This window comes from Pseudomonas sp. ICMP 10191 (assembly GCF_001467335.1).
In the GTDB taxonomy this organism is placed as follows: domain Bacteria; phylum Pseudomonadota; class Gammaproteobacteria; order Pseudomonadales; family Pseudomonadaceae; genus Aquipseudomonas; species Aquipseudomonas cerasi.
Genome location: NZ_LKGW01000107.1, coordinates 57,440 through 74,884, shown reverse-complemented (window position 1 = coordinate 74,884; position 17,445 = coordinate 57,440). Strand labels below are relative to the sequence as shown.

The window sequence follows — 17,445 nt, the reverse complement described above, 5'->3', positions numbered from 1 at the left end:
CCCGCCAGGCTTACGCCCGGACGCCCGGTCTTGCAATCGTCATCCGTTCACGCCAACAGCGCAATTTTCATCAAGCGCAGACGTCACGGAATGCACTGAAGACCCGGCAGGACCGGACGGGATCGCGTTGTCTTTACACGCCATTCGCGCCAGGCAAGACATCCCTTGAGCTTAAGCTCCAACAGAACAGGATTACTCATGTCCTTTGCTTCCCTCGGTCTCTCCGAGGCTTTAGTCCGCGCCATCGAGGCAGCGGGCTATACCCAGCCTACCCCCGTGCAACAGCGGGCCATTCCCGCCGTGTTGCAAGGTCGCGACCTGATGGTTGCGGCACAGACCGGTACTGGTAAAACCGGTGGTTTCGCCCTCCCTATTCTGGAGCGGCTGTTTCCCAATGGTGTTCCGGACAAATCCCAGCGTCACGGCCCGCGTCAACCACGCGTTCTGGTCCTGACCCCGACCCGCGAACTGGCCGCACAGGTGCACGAGAGCTTCAAGCTCTATGCCCGCGACCTGAAATTCGTCAGCGCCTGCATCTTCGGCGGCGTCGGCATGAACCCTCAGGTTCAGGCCATGTCCCGTGGTGTGGACGTCCTGGTGGCCTGCCCTGGCCGCCTGCTCGACCTGGCCGGTCAAGGCAGTGTCGACTTGTCCCACGTCGAAATCCTGGTGCTCGATGAAGCAGACCGGATGCTCGACATGGGCTTCGTGCATGACGTCAAGAAGGTCCTCGCGCGGCTGCCGGCCAAGCGCCAGAACCTGCTGTTCTCGGCTACCTTCTCCAATGACATCACGTCGTTGGCCGGCAAGCTGCTGCACAACCCAGAGCGCATCGAAGTCACGCCGCCGAACACCACGGTCGAGCGTATCGAGCAACGGGTTTTCCGCCTGGCAGCCAACCACAAGCGTTCGCTGCTCGCGCATTTGATCACTGTCGGCGCCTGGGAACAGGTGCTGGTCTTCACCCGCACCAAGCACGGTGCCAACCGTCTGGCCGAGTACCTGGACAAGCACGGCCTCGCGGCTGTCGCGATCCACGGCAACAAGAGCCAGAACGCCCGTACCAAGGCTCTGGCCGACTTCAAGGCAGGTGATGTACGCATCATGGTCGCGACCGATATCGCCGCACGCGGCCTGGATATCGACCAGCTGCCGCATGTCGTCAACTTCGAGCTGCCAAACGTCGATGAAGACTACGTTCACCGTATCGGTCGTACCGGCCGGGCCGGTCGTTCAGGTGAAGCCATTTCGCTGGTTGCGCCGGACGAAGAGAAGCTGCTCAAAAGCATCGAGCGCATGACCAAGCAGAAGATCGCCGACGGCGACCTGATGGGCTTCGACATCACAGCAGTCGAGGCTGAGAAGCCGGAAGTGCGTGAGCGTCCGGATGTTCGCAACTCGCGTGGCGCACGCCCTGCACGTGGCGATGGTGACAAGAACAACGGTGGTCGTCGCGACAAGGGCAAGGATAAAGGCAAGGAAAAACCTGCCGCTGCATCCGCTACTGGCGAACGCCCTGCAAGGCAGCCACGCGAAAAAAAACCTCGTGAGGGCACGCCTCGCAGCGAACAGCGTGCATCGCAACCCGCCATACCGCGTCCGGCAGCCGATCGTGCGCCAGACGAGTTTCGCGACGACGAAGTAGACAACTTCGGCAATCGCGCTGACTACGTCAGTCCTTATCAGGGCAAAGGTCAGAACCGTGGTCGTCGCCCTGCTGCCGCGCCTGGTGCAGCCGCACCGGCCGCTGGCGGCGCAGCTCGCCCGGCCAACCAGGGTCGTCCTGCCGGTGGCGCTCGTAACGGCTCCGGCAGCGGCGCACCAAAGCGCAACGGCTCGGGTTCATCGGCACCACGCTCGCGTGATGGTCAGCCACGTGGCCGTCGTCCGGCACGTGAAGACCAGCCTTTGCCACGTGAAGGTCAGGAGCCAGCCGCACGCGCACCACGCGACGGCCAGCCTCAGCCGAAGATCGTGCACAAGGAATCCAAGATCGACCGTTTCCCGTCTGCCGAGCAACTGGACCAGTTGCCGAGCCGCCCACGCGGTGAAAAACCGGCCCTGCTGACCCGCAACCGCGACAGCTGACAGCCACGCAACACTAAAAACGCCCCGACCTGTTCGGGGCGTTTTTGTTTGTGGGCCCGGAGGATATTGATCATCGCTCCCACGCTCCGCGTGGTAGCGCAGCCCTGGACGCTCCGCGTCCGATCTTAAGCGGGTGGCGCAGCGCCGATCTGTGACGCAGAGCGTCACGAAATGCATGCCAACGCGGAGCATTGGCACGATAGTCATCTCAGGAAGTTTCATCGCACCCACAAAAACGCCGACCCAAGGGTCGGCGTTCTGTCGATCAAGCGTGCAATTACTTCTTCTGTACGCCTTCGAAGCTGATGTCCAGATCCAGCGTCTGCGACGTCGGGCCTGGGCCCTTGATGCCGAAGTCGTTCAGGTTCAGCGTCGAAGTACCGTTGAAGCCGGCACGGTAGCCGCCCCACGGATCCTTGCCTTCGCCGTTGAAGGTTGCCTTGATGACGATTGGCTTGGTCACGCCGTGCAGGGTCAGGTCGCCAGTGACGTCAGCCGTTTTCTCGCCAGTCGATTTGACTGCGGTGGAAACGAATTTGGCTTCCGGGTATTTGGCAACGTCCAGGAAATCCTTGCTGGAGATGTGCTTGTCGCGCTCGGCGTGGTTGGTGAACAGGCTGGCGGTTTTCAGCTCGACATTGATTTTGCTGGCTTCAGGCTTGGCAGCGTCGAAGCTGAACGTGCCGTCCCAGTCCTTGAAGGTACCGTGAATGAAGCTGTAGCCCAGGTGGCTGATCTTGAAGTCAACGAATGCGTGTTGACCTTCCTTGTCGATAACGTAGTCGGCGGCCATGGCCTGGCCAGCAGACAACAGTGCGGTACCCAGAGCCAGAGCGGCGAGAGACTTCTTCAACATGCTTTTATTCCCGTTTTGGTTGAACAATCAATTACGACCCAGCATGCGCTTGAGGGTCACATCGCGATCGATGAAGTGGTGTTTCAATGCAGCAAGACCATGGAGCCCCGCGAATATCACGATGACCCAGGCCAGATACAGGTGAATCCAGCCCGCCGTTTCTGCCTGATCAGGAAGGCCCGACACCAGCGCGGGCACATCGAACAGGCCGAATACCGGAATTCCCACGCCGTCGGCGGTGGAAATGAGATACCCGGCGAACATCACGGCAAACAGTGCGACGTACAAAAACAGATGGCCGAATGCAGCACCGATGCGCGTCAACTTACTGTAGCTGGTCAACGGCGGCGGTGGCGGACTGAGCAGACGCCAGACCACGCGGATCAGCATGATCGCAAACAGCGTGATGCCGATGCTCTTGTGCAGATCAGGGCCCGCCTTGCGCCACGTATCGTAGTAATCCAGCCCGACCATCCACAGCCCCAGCGCAAACATTCCAAACACGACAGCAGCCACACCCCAGTGCAGCACCATGCTGACCAGACCGTAGCGAGAGGATGAATTACGTAGCTGCATTACCAGTACCTTGTCAGAAGTGTTACCAGACTAGCTTTTTATCTATCGAATGAAAGCGCAAAATTTCGCTCGGACGTATCGAACAATACGATAGGTCTGGTGGGCAGTTCGTACCTCGATTCTGTTGCTTCCCTCAACACCTGAACCACTGTTCAGCCGTGTCAGGCTGTCCGCGCTGCAGCAGCATCCCGATAATTTGCCGTCAGTAACACTTTGCAATGACCATCGGCCTTTCGATGCCGATGAACGGCACCATCAGGCTTGAGCACAGGGATATAACGAATCGAGCACGCATAAAAAAAGGGATGCGGTATGAACCGCATCCCTTTCAGTCAGCCATCGGACGGTCAGTTATTGGCGTCTGCAGGCGCTGCTTCAGCAGGGGTCTTGGCGGGAGCCGGTTTGCTCTGAGCCTTTTTCGCGGCCTCTTTTTTGGCCGCTTCCTTCTTCGCAGCCTCTTTTTTAGCCGCTTCTTTCCTGGCCGCTTCCTTGCTCTGCACTTTCTTCGCAGGCTCGGCCTTGGTCGCCGGCTTCTTCGCTGGCTCGGCTTTTACCGGTGGCTTGGCAGGCTGGACAACCGGCGCAACCACGGGTGCCGGAGCGGCAGCCGGTGCAGGCGCTGGAGCAGGCTCTACAGCCTTCTCTACCGGAGCAGGGGCCGGGGCCGGTGCTTCATCACCACCGAACAGGCGCGAGAAGAAGCCTGGCTTGTCAGCCTGCGGCTTGGCAGGTTCGGCCGGCTTGTCGGAGGAACCACCGAACAGATTGCTGAAGAAATTGCCTTCGGACTTCTGCGAAGCCGGGGCCGGTGCTTTCGGCGGTGCAACCTTGACCGGTTCGAACGACTTGCCAGCGGCCAGATCCTGCACCTGACCGGCTGCACGCTGACCACTGCGCAGGGCGCCTTCCAGAGTGCCGGGGTACAAGGTGTCGGTGTGCTCGCCAGCAAAGGCTACACGCAGAATCGGCCGTTCCCACAGACGCCAGTATTTGCTGATCTGACCGGGGCCGAACGCCAGGTAAGAACCGCCAGTGGACGGATCGACGCTGTAGCGGCGGATTTCATAACCGGTGTACGCACCGCGTGCTTCAGGGTAGAACGCATGCAGACGGATCAGCACCTGATCGACCATCTGCTTGTCGCCGAAGGCCTGCATGATGCGCGCGTTGTCGCCCGACAGGTTGATCACCACGTTGGCGCCACCTTTAAGCGCCGGCTCTACCCACAACATGCCCAGACCGGTGTTACTGAACACTTCACCGGACATGCGCGCCTTGCTGTCCCAGACCGGGGTCTTGAACTTGAGCATGATCTGATCGCGCCAGCCGTAGTTGGTGCTCTTGATCGCGCCCATGTGCTGAGCGTCCAGCGCAGGCGTCATCTGGATCTTGCCCAGCGAACGCAACGGCACGGCCATGACCACGTAATCCGCCGTGTAGCTGGTCGCGCCAGCCTTGACGGTGACCTTGTCCTTCTCCTGGACGACTGCCGTCACCGGCGAGTTGGTCTTGACGGTCTTGAGTTGCTTGACGAACGCCTGGGTCAGCACCGCACTGCCTCCGGGCAGGCGCGCAGCACGCAAGTCACGCTCGTCGACCGAGCGATAAACCCGCGATTGCTGGGCGAGGTACAGCAACGACAGGCGCGAAGGCTCGTCGTAGCGGGTACGGATCTGCTGATTGATCAACTGACGCGCCGTAGCAGGCAGGTTCAGACGGTCCAGCCAGTTGGCGACGTTGATCTGGTCCAGCGCAAACAGCGTGCTGTTGGACGCCGGGTTTTCCGGGTCGTCAACCGAACGCGCGAGGTTGTCCAGCGTGTCGTTGTAGCGCTTGATGGCTTCGGCGGTCGCCGGCTGTTTGACGGCCAGGTCAGCCTGGGTGAAGTACACGCCGTCGATCAGGTAGCTGGGCGTGCGCACGAATTCAGGCGCGGGCACGGTCGCCAGCTTGAAGCTGTCCAGGTAGCGGTTCAGCACAGGCTGAGCCTTGGTGTTGCCGATCCACTCGCTGGTCGCCAGACCGGAGCGTCCACCCAGACTCGGCTTGGCTTCCAGCACCGTCACCTGCCAGCCTTTGGCCTGCAGTTCATAGGCAGCAGTCAAACCTGCCAGACCACCACCGACGACAATGGCGGTTCGTTGTTTTTCATCGGCGAGCGTCGAAACGCTGACCAACCCTGCCACTATCAGCGCACAGGCGCGCAGCCAACCAGAAAGCATTCGGCGAACTCCAGAAAACATAGGGAAGATAGGGCAAGTCAGCCCGACACATCGACTCGCTGCGCAGGATACGCGAGCCATCAAATAGCCGCCAGCAATGTCCATCGCCCGTTAAAACTGCATCAAAGGTTGTTCCGCAGCCGGGCATTGCATAGGCTTGCGCGATTGTTCGTCCTCGCATCAGGCGAGTCGCTACCCGGAGATTGAAAATGGGCCTCAATGACCAGTGGATGCAGCGTGACCTGAAGGTCCTGTGGCACCCCTGCACCCAGATGAAAGACCACGAAAATCTGCCGTTGATACCGATCAAGCGTGGTGAAGGCGTATGGCTTGAAGACTTCGAGGGCAAGCGTTATCTGGACGCTGTCAGCTCCTGGTGGGTCAACGTTTTCGGACACGCCAACCCGCGCATCAATCAGCGCATCAAGGATCAGGTCGACCAGCTGGAGCATGTGATCCTCGCCGGTTTCAGCCATCAGCCAGTGATCGAACTGTCCGAACGGCTGGTCAAACTCACGCCCGAGGGCCTGACCCGCTGCTTCTACGCCGATAACGGCTCGTCTTGCATCGAAGTCGCGCTGAAAATGAGCTTTCATTACTGGCTCAATCGCGGCCAGCCGGACAAGAAACGCTTCGTCACCCTGACCAACAGCTACCACGGCGAGACCATGGCGGCGATGTCGGTCGGTGACGTGCCGCTGTTCACCGAAACCTACAAGGCGTTGCTGCTCGATACCATCAAAGTGCCGAGCCCCGATTGCTACCACCGCCCGGACGGCATGAGCTGGGAAGAGCATTCGCGCAACATGTTCGTCGCCATGGAGCAGACCCTTGCCGAACACCACGCCAGCGTTGCGGCGGTGATCGTCGAACCGCTGATCCAGGGCGCGGGCGGCATGCGCATGTATCACCCGATCTACCTAAAGCTGCTGCGCGACGCCTGCGACCGCTATGGCGTGCACCTGATCCACGATGAAATCGCTGTCGGTTTCGGCCGTACCGGGACCATGTTCGCCTGCGAACAGGCCGGCATCCGTCCGGATTTCCTGTGCCTGTCCAAGGCACTGACCGGTGGCTACCTGCCGCTGGCGGCCTGCCTGACCACCGATGATGTGTACGACGCGTTCTACGACGACTACCCGACCCTGCGTGCGTTTCTACACTCGCACAGCTACACCGGCAACCCGCTGGCCTGTGCGGCGGCGCTGGCGACCCTGGATATCTTCGAGGAGGACAACGTCATCGAAAACAACAAGGCCCTGGCGCAACGCATGGCGACGGCCACCGCGCACCTGGCCGATCATCCGCATGTCGCGGAAGTGCGTCAGACCGGCATGGCCATCGCCATCGAAATGGTCCAGGACAAGGCGAGCAAAACCGCCTACCCGTGGCAGGAACGCCGCGGCATGAAAGTCTTCCAGCATGCGCTGGAGCGTGGCGCACTGCTGCGGCCACTGGGCAGCGTGGTGTATTTCCTGCCGCCGTATGTGATTACGCCGGAGCAAATCGACTTCCTCGCCGAAGTGGCCAGCGAAGGCATTGATATCGCAACACGTAGCAGCGTCAGCGTTGCCGTGCGCGAGAACTTTCATCCGGACTTCAGGGATCCGGGTTAAAGGCTGGAATTAAATGCAGCCGGACTGGCGCCTTCGCGAGCAAGCTCGCTCCCACTGGCGGGGGCCTGTCCGGGCGACCTTCATTTGCTCGCGAATGCGTCATCACAAAACGAACACCAGAACCGAGACACACCATGAGACTGTCCCGCTTTTTTACTGAAACGCCGCTGAGTCTGGGCGAGCATGAACTGCCTGAGGCCCAGGCGCATTACATCAGCCGCGTGCTGCGCATGACCGAAGGTGACGCGCTGCAACTGTTCGACGGTTCGGGCCAGGAGTTTCGCGGCACCTTGCTGGAAGTCGGCAAGAAGCGCGTGCATGTGCAGCTCACCGAAAGCTTTGCCGGGCAGCAAGAGTCAGGCCTGCGCATTCACCTCGGTCAGGGCCTGTCGCGCGGCGAGCGGATGGACTGGGCCATTCAAAAGGCCACCGAACTGGGCGTCAGCGAAATTACGCCGATTGCCAGCGAACGCTGCGAAGTGCGCCTGAAGGACGAACGTGCCGAGAAGCGTCAGGCGCATTGGCAGCAGATCGCAATCAGCGCCTGCGAGCAATGTGGCCGCTCCGTGGTGCCGGTGATTCATGCGCCGATGCCGCTGGCCGAGTGGATCAAGCACACCGAGGCCGACCTGAAACTGGTCCTGCACCCGGTGGCTGAACCTCTGACCAGTCATGACAAGCCTGCCAGCCTGGCCTTTCTGATTGGTCCGGAAGGCGGTCTGAACGATGCGGAAGTCGATCAGGCGCAAGACGCCGGCTTCCACGCCGCACGCCTCGGCCCGCGCGTGCTGCGCACGGAAACCGCTCCCGTGGTCGCGCTCAGCGTGGCGCAACAGCTGTGGGGCGATTTTTGATCATTTGATGCGTCCTCAAACGCGCTGCACGCTCAGAATCAGACACCGGCTCGCTCCCACAAGGATTTGCATTTACCCAGCCATTGAGGCCTGAACCTGGCCACTTTCACAGCACATAAAAACAAATCGCCACGAAGTGCATCAAACTGCCGCCGATGACGAACAGGTGCCAGATACCGTGAAAGTGGCGGATCTGGTCATAGGCGAAGAACAGGATGCCGACGGTGTACAGCACGCCGCCTCCGGCCAGCCAGATGAACCCCGATACACCGAGTGCAGCCAGCAGTGGCTTGACGGCCACCAGCACGATCCAGCCCATCACGGCGTAGATCACGATGGACATGATTCGCGCTTCGGAGCGCGGTTTTATCTCTTGCAGGATGCCGATCAGCGCCAGCCCCCAGACAATTCCGAACAGGGTCCAGCCCCATGCGCCGCGCAATGTCACCAGACAGAACGGGGTGTAGCTGCCGGCAATCATCAGGTAGATCGAAAAGTGGTCGACCTTCTGCATGATCGATTTCGAGCGTCCCTTGACGCTGTGGTAGACCGTCGAGACGCTGTACAGCGTCACCAGACACGCACCATAGATGGCCATGCTGACCACTTTCCAGACATCGCCATGCAGGCTGGCCATGACCAATAGCCAGATCGCACCGACGGCTGCCAGCACAGCGCCGACCAAGTGCGACCAGGCATTGAATTTTTCTCCGTAGTACATCCGCTCGATACCCTCTTGTGGCGAAAACACTGGAAACAGAGACTCCGGGTTATTGAAACAAACCGCAACACCCATGTCAGTGACGGATATTTTAAGCAGCTATCGACGCATGAGTTGTGCACAATCAGCGCACCTCAACCATAAGCGCCACGACATGCAGATCGATGACGAACTGACGCTCAAGAAACTGGAAATATTCCTGGCCTTCATGCGCACCGGCAATCTGGCACGTGCAGCGGAGGAGCTGCAGACCAGTAACGTCAGCGTGCACCGCGCCATTCATTCGCTGGAAAGTGCGTTGCGTTGCCCGCTGTTCAAGCATGAGGGCCGCAACCTGACGCCGCTGGAAAGCGCGTATGTACTTGAAGAGCGTGCGCAGAAGCTGGTCCAGGACGTGCTCGCCACGGTGGAACTGACCCGTCAGGCGGCAGGCTTCTCAGCGGCGCGGTTTCGCTTGGGGGCGTTGTATTCGCTGACCGTCAAGACCGTGCCGCAGTTGATCATGGGCCTGAAGATCCGCCGCAGCGAGCTGAATATCGACCTGATTCTGGGCTCGAACATGGACCTGCTCTACAAGCTCAAGAACATGGAAGTCGATGCGATGCTGGTGTCACTGGATGAGAGCACCAACGACCCGGACTGCGAGCATCTGGCGCTGTTTTCCGACGACATCTTTCTCGCCGTCCCCACCGACTCACCGTTCGCCGAACACCCTGAAGTGGACCTGGGCGACCTGCGCGAAGCGACGTTCATCACCCTGACTCAAGGCTTTGCCACGCACCGCGACGGGATCCGCGTGTTCCGGCAGGCCGGTTTCGAGCCCAAGGTGGCGATGCAGGTCAATGACATCTTCACCCTGCTGAGCATGGTCAGCTCCGGCGTCGGCTATGCACTGCTGCCGGGAAGAATCGCCGCGGTCTATGAAAACCGCGTGCGCCTGATCCCGTTGCAGAGCCGCTACCGGATGCAGCAACACATCGGCATTGTTTTTCTCAAGTCCAAACAGCGCGATCCCAACCTGCTCGCGCTGTTGGCCGAGTGCCGGATGTACACCAACCGGCTGCTGGAACAGATGACCTGACCTAGGCTCTGTACGAAAAGTCGGCGAACGAAGCATCACCGAGCGCAGCCACTTTTAGTAAAGCGCCTAGCCGACGATGGCGCGCACGATGAAGTACAGCACCGATGGCCCGAGCAGGCAGCCCAGACCGGTGTGGAACGTAGCGGTCAGCGCGCCATAAGGCACCAGACGCCGGTCGGTTGCCGCCAGCCCTGCGGTAACGCCGCTGACAGTACCCGCCAGACCACCGAAAACCATCGCTGAGCGCGGATTGTCCAGCCCCATCCAGCGCGCCGCCATGGGCGTGCCGACCATCACCAGAATCGCCTTGATCAGGCCGGTGGCAATCGACAGCGCCATCACATCGGAGGTGGCACCCAGCGCAGCACCGGTCACCGGGCCGACAATGTAGGTCACCGCCCCGGCACCGATGGTGGTCATGCTGATCGCGTCCCGATAACCGAACAGCCAGGCAATGCTCGCGCCGACGATAAACGGCAGAATCGTGCCCAGCAGCAAGGCGATGGCGCCGATCAGCCCGGCCTTGCGCGCTTCGGTGGCCTGCACTTCAAAAGCCGTCGCCACGATAGCGAAGTCACGCAGCATCGCCCCGCCCATCAGGCCGATACCGGAAAACAGCGTGATATCCGCCAGCCCTTTCTGGCCGCCGGTCAAGGTGCCGCCGACCCAGGCCAGAATCAGCCCGATGACGATCGCAATGGCCGAACCATGCACCCGGCCGAACGTCAGGCGTTTGGACAGCACCACAGACAACCACATGATGATGCCGACGAAGGCGAATGCGGTGATCAGGCCGTTGTGTTCAAGTCCCTTCTCGATGAGATCCCACATATCAGCGACCTCCAGCCGGGGCGATTTCAGGCGTCAGCAGCGGCTCTTCCTTGGGTAACGGCTCGCCGCGATTGGTACGACTGATCACTGCGATGGTGCAGGCACACAGCACCACCGAACCCACAGCGGCCAGCACCGCCACCGGCCCGCCCTTGAGTGCGGTTACAACGTTTTGTTGTGCGGCCATCGCCACCACCACCGGGATGTACAGCGCGCCCCAGAAACCCACGCCCATTTCGCAGTCTTTGCTCATGCCGCCGTGTTTTTCCATCCACAGGCGCGCGCAGATCAACAGGATCATGGCGATCCCGACCCCGCCCACATTGGATTTCACGCCCAGCAGAACGCCGAGCATATCGCCGAGAATCACGCCCGCAAGCGTGCAGATGGCCAGTAGTGCAACACCATAGATAATCATTGTTGTTATTCCTCTGTTTGCATTGCTGAAGTTGTTGTTTTTGTCCTTCGTAGCAGCTGCACGGCGGCTCTATGGGGTGCGGCGACCCTCCTCGCGCGACAGCGCAACCAGGCTGTCCAGGCGCGCAGCCTGAAAAGCCAGCGCGGTGCCCTGCTGGAATACCTTGCGCGCCAGCCCGGTCAGCACGCTGCCGGGCGGCAACTCGATGTGCAGGCGCACGCCCCGCTCCCAGGCGGTTTCCACGGTGCTGCGCCAGTCGATGACCCGACACATGTTGAACGCCAGGTCGTCACGCAGCTTCTCGGCATTGCGCACAGGTCGCGCCGTGCTGCCGCTCAGGTAACGTATGGTGGGTGCCTTTAGCGCGACCCTTGAAAAGGCCTCGGCCAGTTGTTGCGCGGGAGCGTCCAGCAAGGCGCAATGTGACGGCACGCTGACCGCAAGACGCTTGACCGCTGCCGCTCCGGCAGCCTTGGCCAGTTGACCGACCTGATGCATCGCCTCGGTACTGCCGGAGATCACCATCTGGTTGTCGGCGTTGATATTGGCGAGAAATACCGGTGCCTTCGCGCTGTGTACCTGCGCGATCAGCGCTTCTACCTGCGTCTGGTCCAGACCGATGAGCGCGGTCATACCGTAACCCTGCGGCCAGGCGCTTTGCATCAGCTCGCCACGCAGCGCGACCAGGCGCACGGCGTCGTCAAAAGCCAGCGCTCCCGAAATCACTGCTGCCGGATAAGCGCCGATGGACAGCCCTGCCAGGTAGTCCGGCACACACTCACGCGCCTGCAGCACGCGCGCGCATGCGACGCCAGCGATCAGCAGGCAAAGCTGAACGGCACGGGTGGCTTGCAGTGCCTCGGCAGTGTCCAGCGCCAGCACGTCTTCGCCCAGCGCATCGGCGGCTTCCTGCAGGCAATCGCGCACCACGGCCTCGTCCGGCAACTGATGCAGCATGCCGGCTTGCTGGGCGCCCTGGCCGGGAAATACCCACAGGCTGCTCATGCGCACACCTGCCCCAGGTGCCATGGGTCTGCAACCAACCGCGCGCCGCTGGCGGTCTTGAGCAGCACCCGCCCCGTTGGCCGCGCCCACTCACGCAGCGCCACGGCACCCTGCTCGAGTTGCAGCTGGACGTCGACCCGGCAGACCGAGGTTTCCAACGCCTCGACCAGCTCGGCGGCACAGCGGCGACTCAGGCGTCCAGGGGTGCGAAGAATCAGGTCCAGATCGCTGTCCTGATGCAACGCGGCAATACCGCTGGCCAGCTCGAATCCGGCACTGCCGCCGACGCCCCAGTCCAGCTCCAGCGCCTCCATGACCGGACGGATCTGGCGCAACGCCTGCAACGCCGGCCATTGCTGAAGGCTCTCGGTCGGGGCTTCGATCAACTGCTCGGGCATGACCCTTCGGCAGACGTCGGCCAACGACATGCTTGCGGCATAGCGTTGCTCCCGACCGCGACCGCGCAAGCCCACCGCCACCTGCCCGGCGGGCATTGCCTGACGCCGGACCACCACCGGTTGCCCGGCCAGCACGGCCTCGACCGCCCATTTGGGCGCGTCGTCAGGCAACGCAGACAGCGGCATGCCCCACAACAAATCATGGGGCAGCACTGCGCCAGTGTTGCTGATCACCATTGCGCCCGCAGCAACTGACGCACATTGGCCGACGCCGCACGGTTGCTCGCACCCAGACGGCTGCTCAGATCGACGCCGCGGGCCTGCACGTCCTTGATCGCACTGCTCAGCACGTTGCGCACCTGAATCAGGTCATCTGCAGCGGGCTGTTCGATCTGGCTGACCGCCAGGGTTTCCCACAGCAGACCGAGACTGGCGTAACTGTCGATGTCGTAAGCCATCGGCGGGATGCTGGCGGCGAGCTTTTCCAAGTCCTCGACGCTGCGCAGGGTTACGCGGGCTGCCGAGGCTTTGCCCATCGCATGCACCATCACGCCGGGATCACGCAGCGCGATCAATCGATTGGCCTGATAGCCGTGGGCCAGGAATGCGCCGGACATGGCTTTGCCCACCAATAGACCGATCACCGGATGTCCCGCCAGACGCGCTCGCGCGTAACTGTCCACAGCTCCGGCCAATGCCTGATGGATACCGAGCGCCTCCTCGCGACGCCCGTAGGCCTGGCTCGGCACGTCGACGATGGCAATCAATGCACGTTTTTCGGCGCGGTCGCGATCCTGCTCGATGGCCTCGTCCACCGCCTTGGCCAGGCCCCAGCCTTCCAGCAGGCCGACTTCGCCCTGACGCGCCCGGGGAAAGCGGTTGTCGGTATCGGCAATCACTGCAACAAAACGCACCGCCTGCTCGCCGAGAAAACCGTCGGCGACCTTGAGTGAGGCAGGCAGGCCAGTGACCTCACGGGCGCCTGCGCTCAAGGCGTTGAACCAGTTCAAACCCCGCTGTGAATGACTCATGACCGGGCTCCTTGATAGAGGGTACGCACGCTTTGCGGATCAATTTGCGGCTCGGTGTCCAGGCTTGCCAGTCGCTGCAGGAACAGTGGGTACTGACTGCTGCGATGCGTGTCGGGCACGCCCTGTTTGAGCCAGCCGCTGACCTGCTGGCGGACATCGGCGACATCATCGGCAGCAAAACCATCCACCAGAGCGCTGGCAAAGCGTTGCTCGCCACCGGTCAGGCTCCAGATGAACGGACGGTCACGGGAGTCGTATTCTTCGATGCCGGCTTCCTGCTCGATCACCTGCGGACCGTTCAGGCCCAGACGTGCTTCCTGGGTCACCAGCAGGTAACTGCACAGCCCTGCGGCGATGGACATCCCGCCAAAGCAGCCGACGCTGCCTGCCACCACACCGATCACCGGCTGGTACTGACGCAGATCGACTATCGCGGCATGAATCTCAGCAATCGCGGCCAGGCCCAGATTGGCTTCCTGCAAACGCACACCACCGGTTTCCAGCAGCAAGATAGCAGCGGTGGGAATACCGTTGCGGTTATCTTCGGCAGCCAGTTCCAGCGCACCGGCCATTTTCGCGCCGCCGACTTCGCCCATGCTGCCGCCCTGAAACGAGCCTTCGATGGCGGCGATGACCACTGGCCGACCATCGACAGTGCCTTTGGCGACCACCACGCCGTCATCCGCCTGAGGCACCACGCCCTGCATGGCCAGCCACGGCGACATGACCCGATCGAACGGCCCCAGCAGTTCGCGGAAGCTGCCTGCATCCAGCAAGGCGCGGGCGCGCTGTCGGGCACCCAATTCGATGAAACTGTGCTGATTCAGCAAACGTGCGCTATCAGTCATGACCGATCTCCTCGAAGCCTTGCTCCAGGCGCAAACGCACGACGCCGGGCGTCGCGCCGAAGTCATGAATATCGATGCTCAGCGCAGGCGGGGTCTGCCCCTCGAACATGCGCTCGAACAGGTGTTGCCAGCGCAGCGAGGCACCGTTGACCGACGTCACCACCTGAATCGACAAGGTGCCCGGTTTACCGGGTTCCAGCAGCACCTCCAGATCACCGGAGCCCACCACCCCCACCAGCGCACGGCCCTTGGGCGGCTGTCCGGCAGGAAATTCAAAAGACAGGGTTTCCATTTCAGGCACTCCTCGAAACAGGGCCGAGCGCAGGCTCAAGACCATCGATGAACAGGCAGGCAGCCAGCAGATCCGCCGCGCCACCGGGCGAAGCATTGAGGGCCAGCAAGTGCTGATCAAGCTCGTTCAGTGCGCGGCGGCCCGCCAGACTGGCGCTGCCTCCGGCGTCCAGCACGCGCTGTGCCCCGTGCTGCATGGCATTCAGCCCTTCGATGCCGGCGCGATGCAGCACACAGGTGTCGTCCAGCGTAGTCATGATCGCCAACAGCGCATCCAACCGGGCGTTCTGCTCGCCGCTGCCTGCCGCACGGCTGCGTTGCAGTTGTGGCAAGGCGAACAGCCTGACCGCCGGGAACCCTTGCTGCGCCTGCTCTCTGGCGCCCATGACACCGTAACGCCGAACTACCTGATCACCGTGGCTATTCTGCGTGAGCACCTGGCGGTCCTTGATCTGGGCCAAAGCGGCAGCGCGCGCGCAGATGGCATCGGGCGCACAATCCCGAGCCTCCAGCGCGGCAGCGGTCACCAGCAGACCCAGCGCCCAGATCGCGCCGCGATGCGTATTCACCCCGCTGGTGGTGCGCAGCATGGTGGCTTCGCCTTCACGGCCAAGCCTGCCCAGTGCCTCACGCAATGGCCGGTCCACAACAGCGAACTGCGTGGCGGCGTCAGCCATCAACTTGAAAGTCGGCCACAATGACAACGCCGAGGAATGCATCAGCCCCAGGTGCAAATCGCTGTGCGCGCCGCTGCCACGCCGGTCCACCAGGGCCGGTTTGGGCGACAGGTCGGCTTCGTCGATCAAGGCGTCGACGGCCAGATCGGCCAGTCGTACTGCCAGCGAGGCCGATTGCGGTGCCAATTGAAGTGCGCTCATTACCAGCTCCTGAATTTGGCAGGCGGGTTGTAGAGGCCACCGGACCACTGAACCAGATCGGCAATGCTCTTGGCGGCCAGCAGTTCACGACTGGCGTCGGTGCGACGAATGCCGAGGTCTTCGGGCAGCGCGATCAGCCCTTCACGGCGCATGCGCGCGGTGTCCTTGGGGTTGTGGCGCAAACCGATCACAGTCACGCCCGCCACTGCCGCGATCATCGCCTGGCGTTCCTCAAGGCTGCGCGCCTTGTAAAGATAGGCGATGCCTTCTTCGGTCAGCAGGTGGGTCACGTCGTCGCCGTAGATCATGATCGGCGCCAGCGGCATGCCGCTTTTCTTCGCCACTTCGACGGCGTCCAGGGTTTCGACAAAGGTCGGTTTGCCGCCTTCCTGAAACGTTTCGACCATCTGCACCACCAACTTCTTGCCGCGCTCCAGGTAGGCAGAAGGGCCGTCATCGTGCTGCTGACGCATATCGAGCCAGGCGGGCGTGGCGTGACGCCGGCCGCGTGGGTCATGGCCCATGTTCGGCGCGCCGCCAAAGCCGGCCAGACGACCACGGGTGACTGTCGAGGAGTGCCCGTCGCCATCGACCTGCAGGGTTGCGCCGATGAACAGGTCCACGGCGTATTGCCCGGCCAGCTGGCAGAGCTGGCGGTTGGAACGCAGCGAGCCATCGCGTCCGGTGAAGAACACATCCGGGCGGGCAGCAATGTAGTTCTCCATGCCCAGCTCGGTGCCAAAACAATGCACGCTCTCGACCCAGCCGCTTTCGATGGCCGGGATCAGCGTCGGGTGCGGATTGAGTGTCCAGTTGCGGCAGATCTTGCCCTTCAGGCCCAGCGACTCGCCGTAGGTCGGCAGAATCAGCTCAATGGCGGCGGTATTGAAACCGATGCCGTGGTTCAGCGACTGGACATTGTGTTTCTCGTAGATGCCGCGAATCGCCATCATTGCCATCAGCACATGCACCGGCTTGATGTGGCGCGGGTCGCGGGTGAACAGCGGCTCGATGTAGAACGGCTTGTCGGCCACCACCACAAAATCGACCCACGAGGCCGGGATATCCACCCGTGGCAGCTCGCTGACGTCATCGACCAGCTGATTGACCTGGACGATAACGATGCCGTCGCTGAATGCCGCCGGTTCGATGAGTGCGGGGGTGTCTTCGGTACTGGGCCCGGTGTAGATGTTGCCGGCGCGGTCGGCCATGAAGCCTGCCGCCAGCACCACGTTGGGGATGAGGTCCACCACCAGCCGTGAATAGAGTTCGATGTAGGTGTGGATCGCGCCGATTTCCAGCAGGCCGTCTTCCAGCAACTGACTGATGCGCAGGCTTTGCGTGCCGGCAAACGAGAAGTCCAGCTTGCGCGCGATGCCTTGTTCGAACAGGTCAAGGTGCTCGGCGCGGCCGACGCTCGGCATGATCATGTGCAGGTCATGCACCTTGCCCGGATCGACTTTGGCCAGCGCGCGGGAGAGGAAGTCAGCCTGCTTCTGATTGTTGCCTTCAAGCACCACGCGGTCGCCGGAAACCAGCAGGGCCTCCAGCGCGGCGACGATATTGCCGGTCGGCAACACCACACCATCGGCCAACGCCCGCACTTGCTCCAGACGCCGCTGCTTCTCGCTGCGACGACGTGTCCAGCGTGCGTCGGGGGAAGTTGTTGTTGTCATGATCGCTCCACGATTTTGCTGTCGTCGGCCACCTTAGGAGCGATAGCGGTCAGGC

At 61.9% G+C, this 17,445-nt stretch carries 17 protein-coding genes; 4 read left to right on the top strand and 13 right to left on the bottom strand.

Going from position 1 to position 17,445, the window contains the following annotated elements:
* Positions 1 to 198: 198 nt before the first annotated feature.
* Positions 199 to 2,088, top strand: coding sequence for a DEAD/DEAH box helicase (locus tag AO388_RS12795; RefSeq protein WP_003366109.1), 1,890 nt, complete (start codon positions 199 to 201; stop codon positions 2,086 to 2,088).
* A 277-nt stretch (positions 2,089 to 2,365) separates the two neighbouring features.
* Here the strand turns inward: AO388_RS12795 and AO388_RS12790 are convergent, their stop codons facing one another.
* The 3 genes from AO388_RS12790 to AO388_RS12780 form a co-directional block, all read right to left on the bottom strand.
* Positions 2,366 to 2,944, bottom strand: coding sequence for a YceI family protein (locus AO388_RS12790; protein WP_002551707.1), 579 nt, complete (start codon positions 2,942 to 2,944; stop codon positions 2,366 to 2,368).
* Between the two features lie 27 nt (positions 2,945 to 2,971).
* A complete protein-coding gene (locus AO388_RS12785) occupies positions 2,972 to 3,520 on the bottom strand; it encodes a cytochrome b (RefSeq protein ID WP_002551706.1) in 549 nt (182 codons plus the stop codon).
* 347 nt (positions 3,521 to 3,867) lie between these two features.
* Positions 3,868 to 5,742: a flavin monoamine oxidase family protein gene (locus AO388_RS12780; protein WP_058416554.1), complete on the bottom strand. Its 1,875-nt coding sequence runs from the start codon at positions 5,740 to 5,742 to the stop codon at positions 3,868 to 3,870.
* A 209-nt stretch (positions 5,743 to 5,951) separates the two neighbouring features.
* On the opposite strand from AO388_RS12780, the gene AO388_RS12775 reads away from it, so the two are divergent.
* The gene (locus AO388_RS12775; protein ID WP_058416553.1) at positions 5,952 to 7,358 is read left to right on the top strand and encodes an adenosylmethionine--8-amino-7-oxononanoate transaminase; all 1,407 of its coding nucleotides are present in this window, start codon (positions 5,952 to 5,954) and stop codon (positions 7,356 to 7,358) included.
* 134 nt (positions 7,359 to 7,492) lie between these two features.
* Positions 7,493 to 8,212 (top strand): 16S rRNA (uracil(1498)-N(3))-methyltransferase, encoded by a 720-nt coding sequence (locus AO388_RS12770; protein WP_058416552.1) that lies wholly within the window; start codon positions 7,493 to 7,495, stop codon positions 8,210 to 8,212.
* 106 nt (positions 8,213 to 8,318) lie between these two features.
* Here the strand turns inward: AO388_RS12770 and trhA are convergent, their stop codons facing one another.
* A complete protein-coding gene (gene trhA, locus AO388_RS12765) occupies positions 8,319 to 8,933 on the bottom strand; it encodes a PAQR family membrane homeostasis protein TrhA (protein ID WP_003432091.1) in 615 nt (204 codons plus the stop codon).
* A 154-nt stretch (positions 8,934 to 9,087) separates the two neighbouring features.
* On the opposite strand from trhA, the gene AO388_RS12760 reads away from it, so the two are divergent.
* Positions 9,088 to 10,014, top strand: coding sequence for a LysR family transcriptional regulator (locus tag AO388_RS12760; RefSeq protein ID WP_044308702.1), 927 nt, complete (start codon positions 9,088 to 9,090; stop codon positions 10,012 to 10,014).
* 66 nt (positions 10,015 to 10,080) lie between these two features.
* Here the strand turns inward: AO388_RS12760 and madM are convergent, their stop codons facing one another.
* The 9 genes from madM to mdcA form a co-directional block, all read right to left on the bottom strand.
* Positions 10,081 to 10,845 (bottom strand): malonate transporter subunit MadM, encoded by a 765-nt coding sequence (madM, locus tag AO388_RS12755; RefSeq protein ID WP_054081273.1) that lies wholly within the window; start codon positions 10,843 to 10,845, stop codon positions 10,081 to 10,083.
* A gap of 1 nt (position 10,846) precedes the next feature.
* Complete coding sequence (madL, locus tag AO388_RS12750) at positions 10,847 to 11,263, bottom strand: malonate transporter subunit MadL (protein WP_003366092.1); 417 nt, start codon at positions 11,261 to 11,263, stop codon at positions 10,847 to 10,849.
* Positions 11,264 to 11,332: 69 nt separating this feature from the next.
* On the bottom strand, positions 11,333 to 12,268 hold the full coding sequence (mdcH, locus tag AO388_RS12745) for a malonate decarboxylase subunit epsilon (protein ID WP_003432095.1): 936 nt from the start codon (positions 12,266 to 12,268) through the stop codon (positions 11,333 to 11,335).
* Complete coding sequence (locus AO388_RS12740) at positions 12,265 to 12,903, bottom strand: malonate decarboxylase holo-ACP synthase (RefSeq protein WP_058416551.1); 639 nt, start codon at positions 12,901 to 12,903, stop codon at positions 12,265 to 12,267. The genes mdcH and AO388_RS12740 overlap by 4 nt, the downstream gene beginning before the upstream one ends.
* Positions 12,897 to 13,697 carry a biotin-independent malonate decarboxylase subunit gamma gene (gene mdcE, locus AO388_RS12735; protein WP_044308705.1) on the bottom strand — a complete coding sequence of 267 codons (801 nt, stop codon included), beginning with the start codon at positions 13,695 to 13,697 and terminating at the stop codon, positions 12,897 to 12,899. The genes AO388_RS12740 and mdcE overlap by 7 nt, the downstream gene beginning before the upstream one ends.
* On the bottom strand, positions 13,694 to 14,545 hold the full coding sequence (locus AO388_RS12730) for a biotin-independent malonate decarboxylase subunit beta (protein ID WP_054081272.1): 852 nt from the start codon (positions 14,543 to 14,545) through the stop codon (positions 13,694 to 13,696). Before AO388_RS12730 ends, mdcE begins: the two co-directional genes overlap by 4 nt.
* Positions 14,538 to 14,837 (bottom strand): malonate decarboxylase subunit delta, encoded by a 300-nt coding sequence (locus tag AO388_RS12725; RefSeq protein ID WP_003414308.1) that lies wholly within the window; start codon positions 14,835 to 14,837, stop codon positions 14,538 to 14,540. Before AO388_RS12725 ends, AO388_RS12730 begins: the two co-directional genes overlap by 8 nt.
* A 1-nt stretch (position 14,838) precedes the next feature.
* Positions 14,839 to 15,714 (bottom strand): triphosphoribosyl-dephospho-CoA synthase, encoded by an 876-nt coding sequence (locus AO388_RS12720; protein WP_003432101.1) that lies wholly within the window; start codon positions 15,712 to 15,714, stop codon positions 14,839 to 14,841.
* Positions 15,714 to 17,390, bottom strand: coding sequence for a malonate decarboxylase subunit alpha (mdcA, locus tag AO388_RS12715; RefSeq protein ID WP_054081271.1), 1,677 nt, complete (start codon positions 17,388 to 17,390; stop codon positions 15,714 to 15,716). Before mdcA ends, AO388_RS12720 begins: the two co-directional genes overlap by 1 nt.
* Between the last annotated feature and the right edge of the window lie 55 nt (positions 17,391 to 17,445).

Excerpts from the sequence above, each read along its gene's own strand:
- AO388_RS12795 (WP_003366109.1), top strand. The coding sequence starts at position 199 with ATGTCCTTTGCTTCCCTCGGTCTCTCCGAGGCTTTAGTCCGCGCCATC.
- AO388_RS12790 (WP_002551707.1), bottom strand. The coding sequence starts at position 2,944 with ATGTTGAAGAAGTCTCTCGCCGCTCTGGCTCTGGGTACCGCACTGTTG.
- AO388_RS12785 (WP_002551706.1), bottom strand. The coding sequence starts at position 3,520 with ATGCAGCTACGTAATTCATCCTCTCGCTACGGTCTGGTCAGCATGGTG.
- AO388_RS12780 (WP_058416554.1), bottom strand. The coding sequence starts at position 5,742 with ATGCTTTCTGGTTGGCTGCGCGCCTGTGCGCTGATAGTGGCAGGGTTG.
- AO388_RS12775 (WP_058416553.1), top strand. The coding sequence starts at position 5,952 with ATGGGCCTCAATGACCAGTGGATGCAGCGTGACCTGAAGGTCCTGTGG.
- AO388_RS12770 (WP_058416552.1), top strand. The coding sequence starts at position 7,493 with ATGAGACTGTCCCGCTTTTTTACTGAAACGCCGCTGAGTCTGGGCGAG.
- trhA (WP_003432091.1), bottom strand. The coding sequence starts at position 8,933 with ATGTACTACGGAGAAAAATTCAATGCCTGGTCGCACTTGGTCGGCGCT.
- AO388_RS12760 (WP_044308702.1), top strand. The coding sequence starts at position 9,088 with ATGCAGATCGATGACGAACTGACGCTCAAGAAACTGGAAATATTCCTG.
- madM (WP_054081273.1), bottom strand. The coding sequence starts at position 10,845 with ATGTGGGATCTCATCGAGAAGGGACTTGAACACAACGGCCTGATCACC.
- madL (WP_003366092.1), bottom strand. The coding sequence starts at position 11,263 with ATGATTATCTATGGTGTTGCACTACTGGCCATCTGCACGCTTGCGGGC.
- mdcH (WP_003432095.1), bottom strand. The coding sequence starts at position 12,268 with ATGAGCAGCCTGTGGGTATTTCCCGGCCAGGGCGCCCAGCAAGCCGGC.
- AO388_RS12740 (WP_058416551.1), bottom strand. The coding sequence starts at position 12,903 with ATGGTGATCAGCAACACTGGCGCAGTGCTGCCCCATGATTTGTTGTGG.
- mdcE (WP_044308705.1), bottom strand. The coding sequence starts at position 13,697 with ATGAGTCATTCACAGCGGGGTTTGAACTGGTTCAACGCCTTGAGCGCA.
- AO388_RS12730 (WP_054081272.1), bottom strand. The coding sequence starts at position 14,545 with ATGACTGATAGCGCACGTTTGCTGAATCAGCACAGTTTCATCGAATTG.
- AO388_RS12725 (WP_003414308.1), bottom strand. The coding sequence starts at position 14,837 with ATGGAAACCCTGTCTTTTGAATTTCCTGCCGGACAGCCGCCCAAGGGC.
- AO388_RS12720 (WP_003432101.1), bottom strand. The coding sequence starts at position 15,714 with ATGAGCGCACTTCAATTGGCACCGCAATCGGCCTCGCTGGCAGTACGA.
- mdcA (WP_054081271.1), bottom strand. The coding sequence starts at position 17,390 with ATGACAACAACAACTTCCCCCGACGCACGCTGGACACGTCGTCGCAGC.